This window comes from Suicoccus acidiformans (assembly GCF_003546865.1).
In the GTDB taxonomy this organism is placed as follows: domain Bacteria; phylum Bacillota; class Bacilli; order Lactobacillales; family Aerococcaceae; genus Suicoccus; species Suicoccus acidiformans.
This window is the reverse complement of the sequence record NZ_CP023434.1, coordinates 504376-526790: the sequence shown is the minus strand read 5'-3', so window position 1 is coordinate 526790 and position 22415 is coordinate 504376. Positions and strand designations below refer to the sequence as shown.

Below are 22415 nucleotides of genomic sequence, written 5' to 3'. Positions count from 1 at the left end.
ACTCAGGATAAAGCCCTAAGATTTGTAAGCGGTTTCTTTTTCATGTCTAAGAGTCTTTGAGGGTCAAAAAAAGCCCGTGATTGTAACATAACAATCGCGGGCTTTAACAGGCTTTGGAGTAAATTATTAGGGGGGTTAAATATCATTAGGCAATCCATATCGTTCTTGATAAACAACAGCGATACGCTCAATTAGTAGTTGATAAAGAATGGGATGATTCTGTACCAGCGACGAATAATTAATTTCCAGCATGTAATCCATAGCTTCAGCATTAGGCGGAGTCGGGTTTGACGTGATCAGCACTCGAGTCATTTTACTAGAGGTCAGAAACCTTTCGCTGACATTCTGTAAGTACTTTCCCGAGTTAGAGAAAATGATAATCAAACAGTTTTCATTAACCCGATCCATATACTCAGACTGCCTCTTAGTATCCATGGATGTATAAACAAACTTCCGATAATAACTCATCTTATATTGAAAATTCATGGCAGCAGTTTCAGAATATATCTCTCCAAAGGCCGCTATATCGTCATGATGGTAAATATCATCAACTAAATGACTAATTTTATCAGTCAATTCTTCAGAACCAAACAAATTCTTAATATCGATGGCCAGAATTTTTAAATAACCATCCGCCCCGTATTCCATAATTCCATCTGTGATATTCTGTGTTGGGTAGCCTGATTTATAACGATCAGGTTCATTCTGTTCAATAGCCGCCTCCCTAAACTCAGAATAGTCCTTAAATCCAATGGATCGAACAAATTTAGAAAGAGAGGACTTTGACACATGGCACAGTTCAGCAAGCTGGTCTATTGATAATGAGGGAAGATTATTCAGATATTTGATCATCGTGCTAGCAATAGTAAATTCAATAGAATCTAGAGCGTTTACGTCACCAACAGTAATCAACCTCTGATACAGCAAGTGCATATTCATGTCTCCTCTGCATGTTTACCTCGAGTGGCCTATCAAATCTGCCTAACACAAAGTTGTGCTTCTAAATGATATTGCGACCACCTCATTTGTCACGAACGGCTTCTTCATCAACCTTACCAAAGGCTAACATAAATACAATAGCTAGCACAAAACTTATGGCGCAAGCAGCAATCGTCGCCCAAACAGAAGCGTCAAATCCGGTCTCAGGGTTAATAACTTGTAACCAGCCAAAAATCCCGTTTGTCCCATAAACATATTGCTTTGCACCAAAGAATCCCATAATAGCTCCACCAACAGCTGAGGCAACAGAGGCCAGCCAGAAGGCGCGGCGGTTTTGTAAAGTAACCCCATATATCGCAGGTTCTGTAACACCAAACAGCGCTGAGAAGAAACCGCCCTGAGCTACTTGTTTGAGCTTCTTATCCTTGGTCTTGAGCATAATCACTAGAACTACCCCAGCTTGTCCGAAGGCAGAGGTGAGACCAGTAATTGTTACGGGGTCGAAGCCAAGAGTTGCAATGTTGTTAATGCTGAGAGCCACAAAGCCCCAATGTACACCAAAAATCACAGCAAACTGAATCAATAATCCATATAGGAAGCCACCTAGAGTGCCGCTCACTTCAAAGACTTTAGCCATCAATAAGCCTAGAAGGTTAGAAACAAACTGACTTACTGGCCCGACAATTAAGAAGCCAAGTAAACCGGCTGAAAGCAACGTTAATAGCGGGACACCAAAAAGACTAAACATGTCAGGAACGTGCTTCTTGAAAAACTTTTCAAATTTAGTAGCGAACCAAGTCGTAAATATAACTGGTATCACTGACCCGCTATAATCCATTAAAATAATTGGAACCCCAAGAAAGGTCAAATGAACATCCGATTGAAATGGAGTGCCTGCAAATAACGTATAGAGCGGTGCTTGTTCCAACAGTCCAGGGATAGTAGGAAACATGAGGGCAGCACCTAAAGTCATACCCACAAAGGGATCTCCGCCGAACCGTTTCATTGAGGTGTACCCTAATACAACCGGGAGGAACTTCAAGAAAGCGCTCGCAATAAAGTCCAACAAAATGTAAGTCCCAGATTCTGTGCTTAATAGCTGAGTTGCTGTTAATAAAGCAAGAACTCCTTTTAAGACACCCGAAGCGGTTAACACACCTAATATAGGTGTAAAAATACCAGATATCGTGGCCAAGAAACTATTGGAAACCTTCTTATCCTTCATCTCATCTTTGACTTCGGAAGCGCTCTTCAGTTTGCTAGATTCATTATCACTAGTAGCTACATTTTCATTTAGATAGGCTTCCATAGCTTCATAGACATTACCAACTGTTTGGCCAATAACGACCTGAAATTGTCCACCTTGATCCACCACTGACATGACTCCATCAGTGCTTTCAATAAGTGAACGATCCACTTTGCTATTATCCTTAAGTGTGAAACGTAATCGAGTCACGCAGTGGTAAACACTAGCAATATTGTCGGCTCCGCCTACACCTTTTACAATGCGTTTAGCCGTCTTACCGTAATCCATTTTTAACATCCTTTCTACTTATACACGTTAATAGTTTGTCCTCTTTCAAAGCTTAAGTGTCTCTCTGAACCCTTGTAATACAGCTTGATGGTCTTTGGTACAGCATAGCGGATCTCCAAACGTTTTATTTTTCCATCCTCCCAACTCATAGACAATTCACCCTGACCTTTCAGCCGATAACCTTCGAGCCGCCCACTGGATAAAGCCTTTGGAAGTGCAGGCAAAACAAACAATTGATCGCCCCGATCCTGAACCAGCATATCAATGATGCCGCTAACTGCTCCAAAATTGCCGTCTATTTGGAAAGGAGGATGATTATCCATCAAATTTGGAAGAGTAGCTTTGCTTAATAACCGGCAAATACCCGCCCAAGCATTCTCGCCATCAAAAAGCCGCGTGTAAAAGTGAATAATCCAAGCTAAACTCCAGCCCGTGTGCCCACCGCCGTGACTTAGGCGCCGCTCTAAGGTCCGTTCGGCTGCCTGAGCCAACTCTGGAGATTTTAGAGGCTGGATGCTATCTCCAGGAAATAAACCGAATAGTTGCGAGATGTGGCGGTGTCCTGGTTCCAGCTCATCATAATCTTCCTGCCATTCTTGAATCGTTCCATTTTTTGATATCTTTAGAGAAGGCAGGTGAGCCAATATCTGTTTGACCTCTTTATCCAAACGGTGGTCATCAACAATATCTGCTAACTTTAAATAGGCAGAAAACAGCGAGCGAACAATCTCAATATCCATCGTTGGGCCCATCGTCAAACTGCCAAAATCATCATGGTCTGTGATATAGATGTTTTCTGGAGAAACGGAAGGACCGGTTACATACTCACCATTGTCATTAACAACCATATAGTCCACAAGGAACAAAACGGCATCCTGTACAATGGGGAAGTACTCGTCTAAAAACGCTCTGTCCTGGCTGTACTCGTAGTAATTTACAATATGCAGCGAAAGCCAAGCACCGCCCATTGGCCAAATAGTTGAAGAAATATTTTCATCCTGAGGAGCAGCATCCCCCCAAAGATCTGTATTGTGATGGCACACAAAACCTCTACAATGATACATCTTTTTAGCTACCTTCTTGCCCTGCTGATGTACCTTCTTTAAATGCTTAAGCAGCGCCATATGCAAATCGCCATAGCCGAGCTTTTCAGCAAACCAGTAGTTCATCTCGGTATTAATGTTTATGGTATATTTTGATCCCCATTGTGGCTCAAAGTCAGGGTTCCAAATCCCCTGTAGATTAGCTGGCAAACTGTCTTCACGACTAGATGATATCAATAAGTACCTGCCATAATCATAGTAGAGATTAACCAGACTAAGATTAGGTTGTTCCTCTTCAAAAGATTGCAATTGGGCATCTGTTGGCCGTTTATCCTCAACGTTTGTTAGGTATAGACGGCTGCGGTTAAATAGTTCTTTATAGTCAGCCACATAATCAGCTAAGATAGCCTCGTATCCTTTAGCCACGGCATTCCTCAGGACTTTTTGACACCAGCTGGAAGGGTCTTTCGTCCGGTAGGTCGTTCGGGCTGTCAAATAGATTGTTGCAGCTGATGCGCCCTCAACGATCAACTTACCACCAGCACGGATTTGTTCTCCCCCTTCTTGGACAACAGCGAGCTGATTTTCAAAATAAATGCCATCGTCGCCGCCCTGATGGCCAGAAAGTCGCATCACATTTTGATCGTCAATCGTCACCCCATCGCAATAGGACGCGCCAAAGCCAGAACGGTTATCTTTTCGTGTTAAACGAAGTGTGAAATCAAGTTTGTCCGGTCCTTTAGAAGTTAAATGACAAACGATAACTTTATCTGGATGCGAAGCAAAATAAGTTCGAGTGTATTGGGTATCTCTGCATTTAAAATCGACCGTCAAGAGGCCCTCCTCCAGATCTAAAGCCCGACTATAATTTTGATGGTATAGAGAGTCCTGCACAATCGATAATGTCCCTGATTCTCTTCTGATGACCCGTTTCTCGCCTTCCAAGTGGTTAAAATCAATCCATAAATCCCCAAGAGTCTGATAGTGACGCATATGCGGCGAGGTTGCAAACTGAGTTTGCTTAGTAATGTTCTCCGCTTCTTGAATTTCTCCATTTTTAAGGCAGTCGCGGATTTGTGACAGATATTGATAGCTATCCTTGTTAACCCGGTCCATGGGCCCACCTGACCAAAGGCTATCCTCATTTAATTGAATACGCTCGCTTGCCACTCGGCCGAATACCATCCCCCCCAACTGGCCGTTGCCTATTGGTAAGGCTTCATTCCACTCTTCGGCTGGTTTTTGGTACCATAACCGACACATGATAGTCATCTCTCCTTTCTCTCTAGTGTTAGTTTACCATAATATGTAAACGCTTAGGTTCGCGTTTTGGAAACTTTCAAGCGAGTCAGGAAATAGTCACCAGTAGTAAAAACAAGTTTTTTGCCAAAGGTTAGTTGTAAACTGAAATGCATAAAGAATTTGAAGAAAAAAAGGCACATAGTGCCCTATACTGTTATTGTAGTGACCCCAAAAAGTTAGACAATATTTTAGAGAGAGTTGACTTTTATAGTCTGCTCTTTTTTTATAGGCTTAAAATCTGGCTTCCGCCCTTGATCACCCTCACTCATCAGCTGTGGAAGTTTGTCAAGAGAAGGAGCGTTAGCGGCTCTTGATAAACTTTTACAGCTATGAGACGCTTGGGCGTGCTAGGAAGCATATTTCTCCAAATACTCAACAGGGCTTAACCATCCTAATTTTTCTTTTATCCGGTTTTCATTGTAATAACGGACATAGTTTTGAATGACTTCCTTCAACCCTTCGTAACTGCGGTAAGATTTGCCATAGTAGATTTCTTGTTTCATCAGCCCGAAGAAATTTTCCATCGGCGAGTTATCTAGGCAATTTCCTTTTCGTGCCATACTTTGAAAGATGGCGTGATTTTTTAAGTGGTCTTGATAGTCTTCCATTTGATAGGCCCAACCTTGATCCGAGTGGAACGTGCGTCTGAATTCACAATCATCGGTGGCACGAACGGCGTCTTTTAGGGCTTCCATCTATACTCTCCTTATTGGGTTGGTGTGAGATCTTGTAACTGACAATTTGAAGATTAAAGAGGTCTAAAAATGGATCAAGATACAACTTCTTAATTTGAAGATTACCAGAGCTGTCGGTTTCATAATATTTGAATTCGGTTGTGTCGGTGAGAATTTTTTGGCGTGGAATGCTGCTCTTAAACCGTCGGTTTAAGCGGTTTGGCGCAATGGTGCCAACTTCGCCTTTATAGGAATTATACTTACGTGATTTCCGAGTAAAAGAGGTAACTTGCAGCTTCATCTCCTTCATTAACCGATGCACTTTCTTTTTGTTAACTTGGTAGCCGCGGCGTCTTAATTCAGCGTGAACCCGGCGATAACCATAGTCTTTATGTTCTTCGCGGATCGCTAAAATGTCGTCTTTGATAGCTTGATTTTTATCGGGCCTTTCCAGACACTTTAGTTGGTAATAATAAGTGGCTTTCGGAAACCCAACCGCCTTTAAAATGCTGGTGAGTGTGTAATCATTTTGTTTATGGAGGCTGCGAATGACGCGCACTAAGCCTTCTTGTGTCACCTCTTTTTTGTTTCCCGCAACCTCCTCAATTCTTTTAAAAATTTGTTCTCGATATCTAATTGTTCAACGGTAGCTTCAAGCGTTTTAATGCGTTCTTGAAGGGCATTGATATCAGTCTCAGTCTTTGTATTCTGCGCTTTAGGCGTATTCTTTTCTTGTTTTGACACCGTCGGTGGCCTCCCTATCGATTTTGATAAGCCATCGATGCCCTTTTTCTTAAACGTCCGAAGCCAGTTGGCAATAAGGCTCGGATTGTTAATCCCGAACTTAACCCCAACTTCACGATAGCTTAACTCTGTTGTTAAGTACAATTCTATCGCATTTAGCTTGGTTTCAACAGGATAATAGGTTTTTGTCGATTTAAGATAGAGCCCTTCGGGTCCAAAGTCTTGATAATTATGGATCCAGCGCTTGATAATACTTGAACCAACCGCGTACTTCTTAGAAAGTGTTTTATAACCACCAACACCAGCTTCATAATCAGCGACAACCTGTAATTTGATATCCAATGTATATTTAGACATAACAATACCCCCTAAATGTTAGATTTGTTGTCTAACATTTGGGGGGGCAGTACATTACATGGCCTTTTTTCTTTTACACAATTATATGGACTTTATCAGATAATAGCTACCGAGAACACACTATCTAAGGAATGTTATTAACTCTGTTAATTCACAAAACGCTTAGAGCATTAACTAGATAATGCTCCAAGCGTATTCATCTTTTATTACAATCTATTATAGTAACTCAGTTAATTTGAATAATAGTCTGAAATTGTATCTACAATATGTTCTGGAGTCAAACGGTAATCCTCCAATAAGTCTACAGCAGGAGCTGATTTACCAAAATGATTGATGCCTATTGATAATCCACCTTCTCCTACGTATTTTTTCCAACCTTGGGTTGACCCTAACTCAATAGAAACTCTATTCTTAACATTCGGATTCAAGACCGCATCTTTATAGGATTGTTCCTGTTCTTCAAAGAGTTCCCAACTTGGCATCGAAACTAAATTAATGCTGTCAAATTTACCTGTTTGTTTAAGGGAATCCTTTACTTTAAACGCAGTTTCTACTTCTGATCCAGTAGCAATTAAAATTAATTCAGGAGTTTCACTATCTTTAGATAAGACGTAAGCACCTTTCGCTGCATCTTCTTTGCTTATATTATTTAATACTGGAACTTCGTGACGTCCGAGCGATAAAATAAATGGTCTATCCTTAGACTCCATAGCAAGCTTCCATCCTACAGAAACCTCATTAGCATCTGCTCCTCTATATACAACTATATTTGGCATGGCTCTTAATGATGCCAAATGTTCAATCGGTTGATGAGTTGGTCCATCTTGCCCTAACATTAGACTATCATGAGTAAATATAAAGATTACTGGTGTCCCCATAAGTGCAGCTAGTCTGAGAGCAGATCTCATATAGTCTGAGAAAACCATAAAAGTACCGCTATACCCCTTTAAGCCACCATGTAAAGTGATTCCTGTGACAATAGATGCCATCGCAAATTCCCTAACTCCAAAGTGAATATTTGGTCCTTCAAATTGGCCTAATTCCATATAAGGATAGTTTTTAATTTCGGTCTTATTAGAACTTGCTAAATCAGCTGATCCCCCAACAAGAATTGGTAATTCTTTGTAAATCCTATTTAAAACCTCACCAGAAGCTGACCTTGTTGCCAACTTCTCTTCTTGAAAGTCAGCTGTAACTTCCTCAGAAACATTTATCTTTCCATTCATCATCTTTTCAAGTTCATTGAAGAGTTCAGGGTGAGCCACTTTATATGATTCCATCAGTTTATCCCATTGGGTTTCGGCCTTTGCTCCCTTGTCTGAAATCTCTTCAAAATGGTCACTTACTTCATTAGACACATAGAAGTCTTCTTTATCCCAACCTAAATTTTTCTTAATTATTTTTGCTTCTTCTAAGCCTACAGGGTCACTATGAATATTAGACGTACCTTGGAATGTGGAACCAAATCCAATGATATTTTTCACTTCAATTAAGGTCGGTTTATTGGGCTCAGATTTTGCGACCTCGATGGCTTTACCAACTTCATCAGGATTATTACCATCTTCTACATATAGAGTCTGCCAATTCATTGCTTGAAATAATTGTTGCGTATCAATAGTTGACGAAACACCGATAGGACCATCTGAAGTTACATCATTAGAATCATATAACACTATCAGTTTTCCTAAACCTAAATTACCTGCTATTTGCGCTGCCTCCAGAGCCACACCTTCCTGCAAGTCCCCGTCACCACAAATTGTATAAGTATAGTGATCAATGACATCATAACCTTCACGATTAAATCTTGCAGATAAATGAGCTTCAGCAATAGCCATTCCTACAGTCAAAGAAAAACCTTGTCCTAAAGGACCTGTTGTTGCTTCAACCCCTGCTGTTTCACCAACTTCTGGATGTCCAGGGGTATTACTATTATTTTTTCTAAAAGTCTTTAAATCATCCAAAGTCACATCATAGCCACTTAAATGAAGTAAGACATACTGCAGAATAGAACCATGTCCTGAAGTTAAAATAAAACGATCTCGATTAAACCAATTGGGATTCTTTGGATTATGGTTCATGTGATTCCGAAATAGTTCATAACCCATTGAGGCCGACCCAAGGGGCATCCCCATATGACCATGTTTAGCATATTCCACACTATCTAAAATTAGGTTTCTGATGGTTAATATTGATTCTTGCTTAATATTCATTATAGACCTCCTGAATTTAACCAAAGAATTTTGCTACAAAATAAACGATAAGACCGACAATAACAAAGTCCATCTCTGGGAAAGAAGTTCCCGTTAATCCTATATTTGCCATAATCGGGTAAATTAATGCTGGTCCGACAGCAATTAAGACACCAACAATAAATGAACCTAACATCGCTCCCTTCCATCCGCCTGACGCATTCCCGAATACCCCTGCTGTACCACCTATAAAGAAATAGGGTACGGCAACCGGTATTATTACAGTAGTTCCTAATAATGCCATTACAATCATTGTAACTAAGCCACCTGCGTAAGCTGACAGAAAGCCAACTAAGGTTGCCGTAGGCGCATATGGAAATACTACTGGACAGTCTAGGGCAGGCTTCGCATCTGGAATTAATTTTTCTGAGATACCAACAAATGCGTTAACAACTTCACCCAGGAACATACGAACTCCAGTAATAATTACATAGAGACCCGCTGCGAATCGTAAACCTTGAAAAATTGGGAACACTAACCAGTTCTGACCAGCAGAAAGTGTTTCTGTAAATTCTCTACCCGCTGCAAAGGTTGCAATATAGAAGAAAACAATCATAGTAATCGCAACACCAACTACATAGTCTTTAAAAATATTTAACCAGCCAGGCAAATTCAAGTCTTCTGTACTTTCTTCCGGACTACCAACTTTATCACCAATCCAATAAGATAATGCATAACCAGTAGTTACATAGTGCCCCATAGCAATTTCATCATCTCCCGTAATTGCTCTCATGCCTGGCTGAGCAAGAGAAGGGAAGAATGCAGCACAGAAACCTAGAATGATTCCACCAATCGCAATAGTCCAACCAACACTTACGCCAGAGGCTTGTAGCATGATTGTCAATAAGGCTGCGAGATATAAATTATGCTGACCAGTGAGGAATATGTATTTCATAGGTGTTAATCTAGCTATCACTAAATTCATAACAAATCCTACTAACATTACTAATGAAACTGTTGTTCCAAACTGTTCTTGAGCTAACGCTGTTACAGCTTCTGCTAAAGGAAGAACACCCTCTAGTCCAAAGCCTTCAGCGAATAACTCTTGAAAATTCCCTAAAGAAACTCCCACTGCTGAAGAACCAATGTCAAATATGAGGAAACCTACAATTGTCTTGATCGTCCCAGTCAATACTTCTGACCACGGTGCTCTCTGAAGGATTAAACCCGAGAAAGCTATTAGTCCGACTAGAATAGCTGCACTTGCAAGAAAGTCAAACACAAATACTCTTAAAAACTCCATCTCATTTCACCTCTATTCACTTGGAGTTATGCATCAACTTCAGATAAGAATTTATTAAGCTTAGTCTCAATTTCTTCCTTATCCATAAGATTATTAATTCCAATAACATAAGGAGCCTTATCTTTATATTCTTCGGCTACATCTGACATTGTAATTAATAAGTCCCCATTGAAACTTTTCACATCGTCAAGTGTGCCATGCTCAGCTTTAATAGGTAGACCATTTTTTTTTACTACTTGATCAATTTTAATTTTCAACATCATGCTTGAGCCCATTCCTGTTCGACATGCAATTAATGCTCTTTTCATATTGTTCCCCCCCTTTCTTTTATATAGTCAATTATAATTTGACTTTCACTTTTGTTATCTAATAAAGAATAAAACAACTCATCTTCAAGTAAACTGACCATCTCAGATATCAACTTAAGATGATCATTATTATCAACCGCACTTATGACAAATATATATTTAACCGGGTCGTTTGCTTCGTTTCCAAAACTGATTGGTTTTTTTAACGTACTTACACTAATGCCTGATTTTAAACCACCTTCATCTGGACTAGCATGAGGAATAGCTACATTTTTAGTTATTACAATATACGGTCCGTCATTCTTTACATTATTAATCATACTTTCAACATAAGATGGTTTTATATAATTAGATTCAATTAAAGGCCGGGCCGCCAACCTAATGGCTTCTTCCCAATCCTTGGCATCTAACTCATAATTAATTAGTTCTGGAATCATATTATCAGCTATCATGTTTATACTCCCCCAAATCAACTATAGTTCTAAAATTATTTTTAAAAATTCATCATAGGTTTTCGTTTGTATAATTTCCTTCAGTATCTCAGTCTTATCCCCGATAGATAATATTTGTTCATAAATATTTGTTAAAATTTCACTATTCTTTTTATTTAAAGCTATTGTAAATATTAACTGAACAAAATTTGTATCCCACCATATCGGTTCCTTTAATATTATTACTCCAATTGCTTCTTCATAAACATTTCCACTTAATGCATGGGGTATTGCAATTAAGTTACCAATAGCAGTTGTTGAATATTCTTCTCTATCCATTAAGCTGGTAGCAAAATTATTGTCTACATAATTATATTCTTGTAACTTATTACCCATGAAGTTTATAGCCTCAGCTTTATTCGAAAACTCCATGCTACAGAAAAAAATGTCCTGTTTAATGAAGTCCGAAAGCTGATATCTCTTTGAAGTAAGTTTTAAATTTATCTTTTTCAGGTCCTGCTCAGTTAAGATTGGTGAAACTAAAACTGTATTGGAAGTAACGTTATTAAATCTAGATGTAGTAATGATTAACTCGTTAGTAAATTCAAATTCTAGTGAAGCTTCTCCGGTCATCATCCTTGTTATATTTATATTAGGGAATTCATATTCCAGCCTAGACCTCAGTAAACTTATAGTAGCTGAATCGACATCAGTAATAATAATCGTATCGAAAGAATTTTGTTTTTTATCTTTTTCAAGTCCTGCTCCAATATGGATTGCCAAGAAAGCAATTTCATTTTCTGTTACAGGGTATTGAAAATCGTTCATAATTTCACTTACTAGAAAAATCGCCATTTCAAAAGCTAACTTTTGATAGCTTTTCAATTCATCTAACCATGGGTTTGTTACTTCTATTTTATATTTCATTCTTATTAACATAGGTTTTATGTGTTGAGTTAAAAAATGCATAAAAGAACGATTCTCTTTAAAGTTTGTATTAAATGTATAGTCTAATTTATTTACCCATTTATATATGTAAGTTAAATAAATATCATTCGAACTATTTGACTCTTCATTATCCATAACAACTAAGTTGTTTGCTAACAAATTTATATTCAAAAAAGCTAATTCGCTGTCATCAAAAGTCACATTAAATTGATTTTCAATTTTATCGGATAAATATCTTCCGTAACTCATGTCTATATTTTTAGTAATCTCATCAATATCACCTGAAGGAAATTCTATATCGTTCCCAGCCAGTAGACGCTCTACTGAAATAGATACATATGTTATTAAGTTTTTTATGCTTTCGCTAGTGGTAGGTAGATTAAATTTATCGATAAAGCCTAAGATTATTGACTTTACATTATCAAATAAACTATTTTCGGTTTCTAAATCTTCTACCTCTTTTCCGAATTGAGTAAGCATTTGTATTCTAACTAACATCAGCCGTTTGTCTTGTTCTTCCCCAATAATTTTTATCCCATATCTCGGTTTCTTAATAATTTTCAGTCCAAACTTATTCAGTTCAGAGGTCAACTTATCAATACTTCTAAGAGCCGACGATGAGCTGAGGAAAAATCTATCAGCAATTTCTTCCACGGAAATGTATGAGCGTTCTTTAATTAATTCTTGAATGATTTGATAATCTAGAATTTCATCACTATCGAGTGATGTGTTTAAATACCTTTCTAAATCACTATCTATTCCTATCAAAGAATCAATCCAGTTACCTTTTCCTGGTTGTGATTTAATAACCAAATCATATTTTTCGATGAATTTATTAATCACGGCTATATCATTTTTTATTGTTCGAGTACTAACATTTGTTAACAATGCCAAGTCTGAACTAGTAAATATTTGTGGAGAATTATGTATCAATAACTTTAAGATGTATTTTTGTCGATTATCTAACATAGTCATCCCCTCTTTACTACATTATAAAACCGCTTCCAATCCCGAACAAATCAAAATCTTTCCACCCATAGTGAAATAAAAAGTTTATAAAACTATTTTATCTATAATTAATATTATTAATCACAGCATTACCGCATTCACGATTCCCCTAACAAATTTTCAACTCTTACTTTTCATCTCCATCTCCCCGATTCGCCTTTGGTTGTAATTCATTATACTTATAAAAATTAAAGGAAGAATTCCTCATAAAAAACAGTCATACCCGGACATATAAAAGTCAACATTACGCAAAAAAATGAAAACGCTGATGAGGCCATATATAATACACTCAATGAGAAGAAAATTACCGAAAAAGCTATATATGATAGCTTTTATTACATATATACTAATTTATAAGAGGATACTAAAAAACTTTCGCAATTAACCATCGGTGCTGGGAAATTGATGAAAGTTTCCGTATAATGAAAACAGAATTTAAAGCACGATCTGTTTATCTACATCGCGAAAATCGTATAGAGGCTCACTTCTTAGTCTGTTTCATTGCCCTTCTTGTGTATCGTATCATCTCCTAATTGTTAGGCGAGCGATATATCCCAGCATATCAACTTACACCTTTAACGAATCAATTACATTCTATCTTTCCTTTTCGAACAGACTATCAATTTATTGGCGACAAAGAATTTGATAAGACAAAAAACTTTCTGCCTCAGGTAAAATAAACAAATAGCACGCTTTTTTCAGCAAAAAGAAAATCGCCTAAAAGACTGTAAAATCAGGCTTATAGGCAGTTTTTTGCTTTTTGATTACTGTGTCCAAATAGATCCAGTTGTGCGGATGTGAGATCCACTTTGTGCGGGCTGAGAGATCCACCGTTTGCGGAGATTAAGATCCACTGAGTGCGAACCGTGAGGTCCACTTCAAACGAAAAAGCGTCCAGTTTCTTTCAAACTTAACGTTCTGATTATTTAAAGCTCGCTCTGTTGATCGATGCCATGTCGTTCTCGCATCGACTTTTCACCATCAATAAGAATTTTGTAGGAGTTGTGAACAGCTCTATCAAGAATGGCATCAGCCAATTGATCATTCTGTATCTTATGATGCCAGCCTTCGGGAGAAAATTTAAAACAGAAAATGCTTGAGGTCTTATAAAGACAATTTTCTAACACCTACAGAATGAGTAAGGAGTCTTCGTAGCTGAGCGGTGTGAGTAACCATTCGTCACTGATTAGCAATTCAAATTTCTGATAAGCTTTTATTTGGTAAGTTGTATAATCAAATGCATAAGAATAAACAACAAAAAACAGTGAATACAATATACTAAATAGCAATCAAACCATTAGTAAGGAGTATTCACTGACATGATAAATTCTACAACAACAGGCGGTCGATTTAACCACTTCACCTCTGAAATGCGCGGCCGATTAGAGCAGATGTAACAAGAAAATCGAGCTAATTGCCGTGCTAAAAGCATCTATCGCTTTAGTAACATTTCTTTAGTGAACTTGAAAAAGCTTTGTTAACACCAACCAAAGAACGTATTTTCAGTGTTGACACCTTTGTTCATTCCTACCGAAGAAATATTCCATCAGAGCTTGTGTCCTGCACCAAGACTGTCTATCAATACATTGATTAACAACTCTTGAAAGTCCGCAACATCAATTTGCTAATGAAAACACGCTTATGTCTCCGAAAGCAACAGTCAACACCCCATGGATCTAATACAAAAGTTTTGGGCCCTAGTATTGAGTTGCGGTGTGAAATCGTACTATCTCGAGAAGCGTTTGCCCACTGGGAACTTGATTGAGTTCTCGGCAAGAAAACAAAAGGAGAACCATGTGTCATCACGTTAGTTGAGCGTAAGACACGTAAACTCATAACTAAAAAAACTGGAATCGAACTGCTGAAAAGATTGAGGTATCCGTATTGAAGATGATTGAAAAAGAAGGAGTTGAGCGCTTTAAGACAATGACAACGGACAATGGATCTGAATTCTCTACGTTATCGAATCTTGAGCATCAATGTGAAGAGACTAGAATTTATTTTACCCATGCTTATGCAGGGTGGGATAAAGGAACGAATGAAGGTCATAATCGTATTTTATGCAAATTCTTACCTAAAGGAGAGAGCCTAAGAGAATTAATCTATCGATATTTACAAACAGATACAAACACCATTCATCACTGTTACCGAAGAATCTTAAACTATCAATGTCTAAATGAAGTATATAAAGTGGGAACATTGGTCTAATCTGCTTTTTAGATCGTTATTGTTACACTGGGATTTGGCTAAAAATTATGCATTTGGTATTTCATTTACCAAATAATTTGTTTTTTGCCTGTCTACTTGACAGGGGGCAGTTCAGCCTCAGGTGGTCCTTTTTAGATTACAACGAACAGTATATAATGTAATAGCAATATCCATGGGTTAAGCGTTCCCTAGGATTAGCTAACGTTGGGATCCTGAAACGATACTATGACAGATAGTGTCACTTCTATCGCCTAAGTCTAATATCGCTAAATCTTTTATTTCGTATTATCTTTACGTCTTAATTTTTAGCGTATACCTTTACATATTTTTCTAAGCAAGTTTGACAATCCAAAAATAAATCTGTAGAATTTATTTAGTGAACAATATCACAAAAAGGAGGAGAAGTTGATGAGATTCCGTAGGGTTTGTACTTGGCTGATGTCATTTGCTTTAGTATTTGGTTTGTTATGGAGCTATATCAGAGTAAACGCAACAGATGATTTATTTGTACCTGGAAGTTATGAAGAAATTGTAGAGGGACATAATGGCCCTATAGAAGTGGAGGTAGAAGTCACAAAGAATGAAATTGTCGGAATAAATATCTCAAACCATCAAGAAACACAAGAAATTGCAGGGAAAGCTATTGCAAATATTCCTCAGGACATAATGGCTAATACCACAATTAACGTTGATGCCATTTCTGGTGCTACTGTTACTAGCGAGGCAATAATATTAGCAGTTAAGAATGCACTCTTGGCCGCTGGAGCTAACGAATTAGCAATTACTAAACCAATTGATAATCTAGAGAGCAATAATCAAGAGAAGATAGAGAAAACAGTAGATGCAGTTGTGATAGGGTCAGGAGGAGCAGGTATGTCTGCTGGCGCAGAAATATCAGAGGCGGGTTACTCTGTTCTAGTGCTGGAAAAGATGCCTATTATTGGTGGAAATACTATTGTGGCAGCTAGCGCGATGAACGCGGCTGATCCCGAGAGGCAACATCAACAAGAGATGAATCCTAATTTAATTGAGACGATTGAGAAACTTATTGAATTAGAGCCACAACATGAGTTAATGGAAGAGTGGCAAAAAGAAATAGCAGAAGATTTAAAAGAGTATAATATTAATGGAGAAACCTATCTCTATGATTCGCCTGCATTACATAAATTACAGACTTATGTCGATGGGGATTATGTTGGTGATCCAGAACTCATTAATGTTTTTGGAGATAAAGCATTAGAAAGTATTCATTGGTTAGAGGAACATGGAGCTAAATTCGTAGATTCAATTACTTCTGCAGTAGGGGCTACCTGGGAAAGAAGCCACACACCTACACAGGATTTAGGTTCGGCGGGTGCTTCATTTGTCTTACCGCAACAGGAAATCATTGAATCAAATGGTGGAGAAATATTACTTGAACACAAAGCTGAAGAGTTTATCTTGGATGGTGATTCTGAAAGAGTTATAGGAGTCAAAGGTACAACTTCTGAAGGCACTCTTTTCGAAATATATGGAGAAAAGGGAGTGGTTTTAGCGACTGGTGGATTTGCAGCAAATCCAGAAATGAGAGAAAAGTATAATACTTTCTGGGCTGAAGCCGGGGAATCTGTCGAAACTACTAATCCAGTTAGCTCGCAAGGAGACGGTATTGTTATGGCTGAGAAGATAGATGCTGGCTTAACTGGTATGGAATGGATACAGATGGTTACCTGGAGTGATCAAGCCATTACTGCAGCAATAGAAAATACAATTCAGGTTAATCAAGATGGTGAAAGATTTGTTCGTGAGGATGGGCGCAGAGACGAAATATGTCAAGCGATTCTTGAACAAGATGGTGGTTACATGTATCGAATATACGATGCAACAACAATAGAAGATGAGTTGGATGGCATCTCATATAAGGGCGTGCCGATAACTGAATATGTAGGTAAAGGTGCGTATATGAATGATACTTTAGAAGGTTTGGCAGAGGACATGGGTGTACCATTTGAAGCTCTTCAAAAGACGATTAATGAGTATAATGGTTATGTAGAGAATGGTGGAGATCCTCTAGGACGTACTCTATTTGGAGCTAAAATAGAACGCGGTCCTTTCTACGCCGTAAAATATGCACCAAGATTCCATCATACAATGGGTGGTGTTATGATAAATTCTCGAGCTCAAGCTTTGGATACTGAGGGCGAAGTTATACCTGGATTATATGCGGCTGGTGAAGTTACAGGGGGAATTCATGGTTCGAATCGCCTTGGCGGGAATGCAATAACAGATATAATTACATTTGGACGTATAGCAGGTCAAAGCTTAGTCGAAGATGGATCCGGTAATTAATTGTGATTTGAGATAGAATGCATAGATTTAATACACGTAGTGCGTTAAACTATCATATCACTTTGTTACTTATAATAGGAAAGAAGGATATTTGTAATGATAAGATTTCTTAAGAAGATGATAGCTTTACTTTTAGTTCTATTATTAATCACACCAGTAATAGGTGTGTCCGCTGAAGAAAAATCATTAAATTATAGATTAGACGATATTGACGGTGAAATATATCATACGGAAGTGTTGGTTATAGGTGGAGGTGGCACAGGACTGGTTTCAGCATTACGAGCCTCGGAACTAGGTTCAAAAGTTATCTTGTTAGAAAAACAAGGCGTCTATGGTGGAGCTACATCTATGTCTAGTGGAAAAATACCTGCGTTTGATACGAAAGAGCAGGAAGAGCATAGTATTAATGATTCAGAAGAAGCTATGTATAGAGACATTTATCGCTCTGGAGAATATACTCAAAATCCTAATTTATTAACAGTTGCAGTGCAAAACTCGAATACCATCAAAGAATGGCTTGGGCAATTTGGTATCAAGTGGAACTTAGAAACGGAATCTCTATATTATGGGCAAAGTGAATATCGCATTCATGTTGCTGAAGGTGGAGGAACTGGGATAGTTGAGGCACTTGTTGAGCAGATTGAACAAGATGAGAACATTATGTCTTTCCTCAACATGGAAGCGACAGGATTGTTGTTAGATGAGAATGACGTAGTAGGTGCCGTTGTTTCCAAAGATGACAAGAATATTTATATTACAGCTGATTCTGTTGTTCTTGCAACGAGTGGTTTTGGAGCAAATCGAGATATGGTTTCGGAATATGTTCCATCGATTTTAAATGCTGTACCTAATGTGGCACCTGGGGCAACTGGAGAAAGTATCTTATGGGGAATAGAATTAGGAGCGGATACAGCAGCAATGAATGCTTATCAAGCTTATGCACCTATAACATATGACTCACACAAAAGTTTAGGCTCTGCATTCCTTGATAACGGTGGGATATTATTAAATAAAGAAGGTAATCGATTTGTGGACGAGTACCTTGGGTATTCGCCACTTGGTACGGCAATTGTTAACCAGCCTGATTCCTTTGCTTGGATGATTTGGAATCAATCTATTCAAGATTTAGAGATAAAGACTTCGGTCAATATCACTGAAGGGGAGTTAATCAGTGCCAATACTGTAGATGAATTAGCTAATCAAATCGGAATTAAAGTTGAGAAACTTGAAAAAGAATTTGAGTTGTATAAAGAAGGTATCGAATCTGGCGAAGATTACATGAATAGAACGAAGTTGCCTGACAGTTTCGATGGACCATATTATGCAACAAAAGTCACTGGGGACTTTCGACATACTCAGGGAGGGTTAGTGATTAATCCTGAAAATGCTCAAGTTCTGAACGATAAAGAGGAGCCAATCGATAATTTATTTGCTGGTGGTGGGGTTACGGAAGGTTTCTCAAGTAATGGAAATGCGAATTATATGGCGGGTAATGGCTTATTACAAGCTTTTGTTTATGGGTATATTGCAGGTGAATCAGCTCATAAGAATATTGAAAGTATAATTGATTCTGAAGAGTTCCTAAGGCAAAAAGACAGCCTGCAAGATTTCTCAGAAGAAAATATGAATGGTATTACAAAATCTAAGAAAACATACAAAGATGGTATTTATGAAGGAGAAGCTGATGGACATAATGGGCCATTAATAGTTGAAGTTGAGGTAAGAAATGGTATGATAAATTCTGTTTCAATTATTGAACATTCTGAGACAGAAGGTATAGCCGGTTCAGCATTAGAGGTTATCCCTGAATTTATTATTCAGGCGAATGGTGTCGAAGTTGATACTGTTAGTGGTGCATCAGTGACAAGTGAAGCTATCTTAAAAGCCGTTGCACAAGCTTTAAGTTTAGCCCAGTAGACTTACAAAGGATGAGATAATACATGATGAATTGCTGTATGACTTAACAGTAGTTATCGAAATATTTCTCAGTAGCCAAACATTTTATATCTGCTTTCAATCATCTTCACTGATTATAAATGCAAATTCACGATTTAGATTATCTGACTAGCATTTAGAATCAAGGTTTTAAGATTCGTGCATTTTTATCCTAAATTCCCGAAACACATAACGAGGATGAGGCTGTAAGACAAGTCAACAAAACCGTTAAGAATGCTGTTAAATCAACATTCTTGACGGTTTTTGTGATATAATATAGTTAATGAAAACCTGAATTGTAAAATTAAGCTAGAAAAACAAATAAGACCATTGGTGATATGCTCCCCCTAAAGTAGACACTTAAAAAAGTAAATCTACTTAAGGGGGAGTTTTATGCGTTCAAGGAGGAAACATTCAGATAGTGAACTAGAGAAATATATTCGTTTATATTTAGAGGACGGTATATCCTATAGAACGTTGAGAGAAGAATATGGACTACTTTTATCCAAGCGAACGTTTTCTAATTACGTCACTAAATATAGAAGCCATGGCTATTCTGGCATCCAAACTAAGACCTCCAATAATCATTACAGTTATGACTTCAAGTTAGCTGTTGTTGAAGAGTATCTTGATCATCAAGAACCTATCAGACAACTCGCTCTAAAATACAATATACCTTCCCACAGCACTGTAAGAAACTGGCTAATCAAGTATACTAAAGGGGAAGAAATTAAGGACGTTGTTCCTAAACCCGAGGTGTATACAATGAAAGGCCAGAAGAAAACACAAGAAGAAAAAATTGAGATTACCAACGATTATCTAGAGACCGGGATGTCCTATAGAGAAACTGCTGAGAAATACAACGTATCCTACAACAATGTCTATTCATGGGTCCAGAAGTATCAAAAACATGGGCCAGATGGCCTGATAGATGGCAGAGGCCGAAGAAAGCCAGAAAGCATTCAAACAGAGGAAGAGAAGCTTAGAACAGAAATGGCTGCTTTAAAAGCTCGTAATGAGTATTTAGAAACGGAGAACGCTGCCTTAAAAAAATGCAAGAAGTGGAAAGAGAGTTGATGTTACAAGAACAAAATACCAAGCGGAATTCAAGGCGATTGAGAAACTTAAGCAAGAAGGATATAAAATAAGCTATCTTTGTGAGGTTTTGAGAGTTAGCCGTTCACCGTGCTATAAATGGTTAAAACGCGAACCATCGCCCTCCCAGTTGCGCCTAGAATGGCTAATGGAACAAATCCAAGAAGTCTATGACAACTATAATGGGATTTATGGTTATCGTCGGATAATTATCTATCTTAATTATTATAAAGACGCTAAGGTCAATCATAAGTGTGTTTATCGCTTAATGAAACTCATGGGACTGCAAGCGGTCATCCGACGCAAAGGATACCAGTATAAACCAAGCAAGCCCCAACATGTGGCCGACAATGCGCTAGATCGCCAATTTGACAAGGATTATGAACCTAGACAAGTGCTTTTGACAGATATTCCCGAATTTAAATATGGGGAAAATTGCAAGGCTTATTTGAGCGCCATCTTAGATTATGGGGACAACAAAATCATTGCCCACAAGCTATCGAAGCGTAACAATAATCAGTTGGTCGAAGATACAGTTGTCCAAATTGAGGATGAAATCATTTCTGGCGAAACCCTGTTTCATAGTGATCGAGGGTTCCAATATACTTCTTACTTCTTTAAAAAATTTGTGGATGAGCATGGATTAATCCAAAGTATGTCAAGCGTTGGAAAGTGTATAGATAATGGGCCGATGGAGAACTTCTGGGGCATTATAAAGGTTGAGATGTACCGACTGAATACTTATGACAGTTTTGAAGCACTCGAAGCAGATATTGCACGCTATATTGATTTCTACAATAATGAGCGAGTGACTTTAGCTATGGGGCTCAAAATTCCAGTATAAGAAAAACCATGCGAGAACACTCACGCATGGCACAAAATAATTTGTTTATTTGCCTGTCTACTTGACAGGGGGCAGTTCAAGCCTGAAAGACAGCTTTTTTCTGGTTGGTATAGAGGTAAGCCCAGTAATAATCTGAAGCAGGGCTAGCCCACACAGCGAGATAATAGGTTTTAACCACGCCCTCAATTTCTAATTTGACCTCTCCAAAATCGAACTTCACCCGTGCACCCAATGCATAATTTTGCTTGATAAAAGCCTCTTTAGCTTTCTCTTTCATTTTTGACCAGTAATGAGCGACTGTCCGGAATTTAATCGCATACTGTATATTACGCGCCAATAGACCACCAAATTCGCCCTAAGAGGTCAATTGATAGCCAATTGAGACCTGGTAATTCGCACTTGAGACCAGGTAGAACAACTACCCACCAAAATTAGTGAGTGGTTGCATAATATTAACAATCAATTAAATGATGGGCTGGTTGAACTTTTCGCGCATATTTGTGTTGCCTGTATTGAACCAGATGGCATTATGAACAATTCGATCCATTATCGCATCTGCATGGACACCACCTCCCAATCTTTGGTGCCAATCCCCCTTTCGAAACTGTGTACAAAAGATGGTAGAATGTTCGTCGTGGCGACGTTTCATGATTTCAAAAAGAAATTTCAAATCGTCTTCAAGAATATCATCTAATAACCATTCATCAATAATCAACAAGTCATAGTTTGAGTATCTGATCATTAAGTTCTTGAGGCCATTGTTCTTAAGCCTTGCCTCATCTTTTTGAATGAATAAATCTGGCAATCTAACATAGAAGGTCCTAAATCCTTGCTTACAGGCTTCAATCCCTAAAGCACAAGCCAAATAAGTTTTACCTGATCCTGTAAATCCTTGGAAGACAACATTGGTCTTGTGTTGGATAAAGTTGCAAATTGATAATTCATTGAATAGTAATTCATCCAGGTCTCTCCCAGTGTAGTGAACGGAATTAATATTGGCACTAGGAATCCTAAATTTGGCTCGTTTGATAAGTCCCTTGACTTGCTTATTATATTTCTCTTGATAAAGATAATCGATGGCTTCTTGTAGTCTCTGGTCAAAAGCTTGACGTTGAATTCCTGGTAACGACTCTTGTCTTTCTAGAGCTAGCGCAAATTCATTTAAATCTAATTGTCTCAATTTTCGAATTGTTTTCTTTTCAATCATTTTCCCCACCTCCGTAAT

General features: G+C 38.1%; 14 protein-coding genes and 4 pseudogenes. 6 read left to right on the top strand and 12 right to left on the bottom strand.

The window, feature by feature from the left end; all coding sequences use genetic code 11:
• Positions 1 to 135: 135 nt before the first annotated feature.
• The 9 genes and pseudogenes from CL176_RS02590 to CL176_RS02550 all read right to left on the bottom strand — a co-directional run bounded on the left by CL176_RS02590 (position 136) and on the right by CL176_RS02550 (position 12741).
• Positions 136 to 933, bottom strand: a complete 798-nt coding sequence (locus CL176_RS02590; protein WP_162890788.1) for a MurR/RpiR family transcriptional regulator — start codon at positions 931 to 933, stop codon at positions 136 to 138.
• Between the two features lie 88 nt (positions 934 to 1021).
• Positions 1022 to 2473 carry a PTS transporter subunit EIIC gene (locus CL176_RS02585; RefSeq protein WP_118989919.1) on the bottom strand — a complete coding sequence of 484 codons (1452 nt, stop codon included), beginning with the start codon at positions 2471 to 2473 and terminating at the stop codon, positions 1022 to 1024.
• A gap of 14 nt (positions 2474 to 2487) precedes the next feature.
• Complete coding sequence (locus CL176_RS02580) at positions 2488 to 4779, bottom strand: glycoside hydrolase family 95 protein (protein WP_162890787.1); 2292 nt, start codon at positions 4777 to 4779, stop codon at positions 2488 to 2490.
• Positions 4780 to 5165: 386 nt separating this feature from the next.
• Positions 5166 to 6593: pseudogene (locus CL176_RS02575) on the bottom strand (IS3 family transposase).
• A gap of 230 nt (positions 6594 to 6823) precedes the next feature.
• Positions 6824 to 8803 carry a transketolase gene (gene tkt / locus CL176_RS02570; protein WP_118989917.1) on the bottom strand — a complete coding sequence of 660 codons (1980 nt, stop codon included), beginning with the start codon at positions 8801 to 8803 and terminating at the stop codon, positions 6824 to 6826.
• A gap of 16 nt (positions 8804 to 8819) precedes the next feature.
• Positions 8820 to 10085: a PTS ascorbate transporter subunit IIC gene (locus tag CL176_RS02565; RefSeq protein WP_118989916.1), complete on the bottom strand. Its 1266-nt coding sequence runs from the start codon at positions 10083 to 10085 to the stop codon at positions 8820 to 8822.
• A gap of 26 nt (positions 10086 to 10111) precedes the next feature.
• Positions 10112 to 10393 (bottom strand): PTS sugar transporter subunit IIB, encoded by a 282-nt coding sequence (locus CL176_RS02560; RefSeq protein ID WP_118989915.1) that lies wholly within the window; start codon positions 10391 to 10393, stop codon positions 10112 to 10114.
• Complete coding sequence (locus CL176_RS02555; RefSeq protein WP_118989914.1) at positions 10390 to 10845, bottom strand: PTS sugar transporter subunit IIA; 456 nt, start codon at positions 10843 to 10845, stop codon at positions 10390 to 10392. The genes CL176_RS02560 and CL176_RS02555 overlap by 4 nt, the downstream gene beginning before the upstream one ends.
• 21 nt (positions 10846 to 10866) lie before the next feature.
• The gene (locus CL176_RS02550; RefSeq protein WP_162890786.1) at positions 10867 to 12741 is read right to left on the bottom strand and encodes a BglG family transcription antiterminator; all 1875 of its coding nucleotides are present in this window, start codon (positions 12739 to 12741) and stop codon (positions 10867 to 10869) included.
• Positions 12742 to 13014: 273 nt separating this feature from the next.
• On the opposite strand from CL176_RS02550, the pseudogene CL176_RS12965 reads away from it, so the two are divergent.
• A pseudogene (locus CL176_RS12965) lies at positions 13015 to 13468 on the top strand (IS1634 family transposase); the annotation flags it as partial.
• 238 nt (positions 13469 to 13706) lie between these two features.
• On the opposite strand, the gene CL176_RS12960 reads toward CL176_RS12965, so the two are convergent.
• On the bottom strand, positions 13707 to 13907 hold the full coding sequence (locus tag CL176_RS12960) for an ATP-binding protein (RefSeq protein ID WP_205528129.1): 201 nt from the start codon (positions 13905 to 13907) through the stop codon (positions 13707 to 13709).
• 736 nt (positions 13908 to 14643) lie between these two features.
• Between CL176_RS12960 and CL176_RS02540 the strand changes: the two are divergent.
• From CL176_RS02540 to CL176_RS02520, 5 genes and pseudogenes are all read left to right on the top strand, one after another.
• Positions 14644 to 14988: pseudogene (locus CL176_RS02540) on the top strand (IS30 family transposase); the annotation flags it as partial.
• A 408-nt stretch (positions 14989 to 15396) separates the two neighbouring features.
• Positions 15397 to 17316: an FAD-dependent oxidoreductase gene (locus CL176_RS02535; RefSeq protein ID WP_118989911.1), complete on the top strand. Its 1920-nt coding sequence runs from the start codon at positions 15397 to 15399 to the stop codon at positions 17314 to 17316.
• Between the two features lie 96 nt (positions 17317 to 17412).
• On the top strand, positions 17413 to 19233 hold the full coding sequence (locus tag CL176_RS02530; RefSeq protein ID WP_118989910.1) for an FAD-dependent oxidoreductase: 1821 nt from the start codon (positions 17413 to 17415) through the stop codon (positions 19231 to 19233).
• Between the two features lie 411 nt (positions 19234 to 19644).
• A complete protein-coding gene (locus CL176_RS02525; protein WP_118989909.1) occupies positions 19645 to 20328 on the top strand; it encodes a helix-turn-helix domain-containing protein in 684 nt (227 codons plus the stop codon).
• Between the two features lie 28 nt (positions 20329 to 20356).
• Positions 20357 to 21190 (top strand): annotated as a pseudogene (locus CL176_RS02520) (IS3 family transposase); the annotation flags it as partial.
• A 76-nt stretch (positions 21191 to 21266) separates the two neighbouring features.
• Here the strand turns inward: CL176_RS02520 and CL176_RS02515 are convergent.
• Positions 21267 to 21527 carry a hypothetical protein gene (locus CL176_RS02515; RefSeq protein WP_118989907.1) on the bottom strand — a complete coding sequence of 87 codons (261 nt, stop codon included), beginning with the start codon at positions 21525 to 21527 and terminating at the stop codon, positions 21267 to 21269.
• Positions 21528 to 21653: 126 nt separating this feature from the next.
• Positions 21654 to 22397 carry an ATP-binding protein gene (locus tag CL176_RS02510; protein ID WP_118989906.1) on the bottom strand — a complete coding sequence of 248 codons (744 nt, stop codon included), beginning with the start codon at positions 22395 to 22397 and terminating at the stop codon, positions 21654 to 21656.
• Between the last annotated feature and the right edge of the window lie 18 nt (positions 22398 to 22415).

Coding starts and splice junctions, on each gene's coding strand:
- CL176_RS02590 (WP_162890788.1), bottom strand. CDS start 933: ATGCACTTGCTGTATCAGAGGTTGATTACTGTTGGTGACGTAAACGCT.
- CL176_RS02585 (WP_118989919.1), bottom strand. CDS start 2,473: ATGGATTACGGTAAGACGGCTAAACGCATTGTAAAAGGTGTAGGCGGA.
- CL176_RS02580 (WP_162890787.1), bottom strand. CDS start 4,779: ATGTGTCGGTTATGGTACCAAAAACCAGCCGAAGAGTGGAATGAAGCC.
- tkt (WP_118989917.1), bottom strand. CDS start 8,803: ATGAATATTAAGCAAGAATCAATATTAACCATCAGAAACCTAATTTTA.
- CL176_RS02565 (WP_118989916.1), bottom strand. CDS start 10,085: ATGGAGTTTTTAAGAGTATTTGTGTTTGACTTTCTTGCAAGTGCAGCT.
- CL176_RS02560 (WP_118989915.1), bottom strand. CDS start 10,393: ATGAAAAGAGCATTAATTGCATGTCGAACAGGAATGGGCTCAAGCATG.
- CL176_RS02555 (WP_118989914.1), bottom strand. CDS start 10,845: ATGATAGCTGATAATATGATTCCAGAACTAATTAATTATGAGTTAGAT.
- CL176_RS02550 (WP_162890786.1), bottom strand. CDS start 12,741: ATGTTAGATAATCGACAAAAATACATCTTAAAGTTATTGATACATAAT.
- CL176_RS02535 (WP_118989911.1), top strand. CDS start 15,397: ATGAGATTCCGTAGGGTTTGTACTTGGCTGATGTCATTTGCTTTAGTA.
- CL176_RS02530 (WP_118989910.1), top strand. CDS start 17,413: ATGATAAGATTTCTTAAGAAGATGATAGCTTTACTTTTAGTTCTATTA.
- CL176_RS02525 (WP_118989909.1), top strand. CDS start 19,645: ATGCGTTCAAGGAGGAAACATTCAGATAGTGAACTAGAGAAATATATT.
- CL176_RS02510 (WP_118989906.1), bottom strand. CDS start 22,397: ATGATTGAAAAGAAAACAATTCGAAAATTGAGACAATTAGATTTAAAT.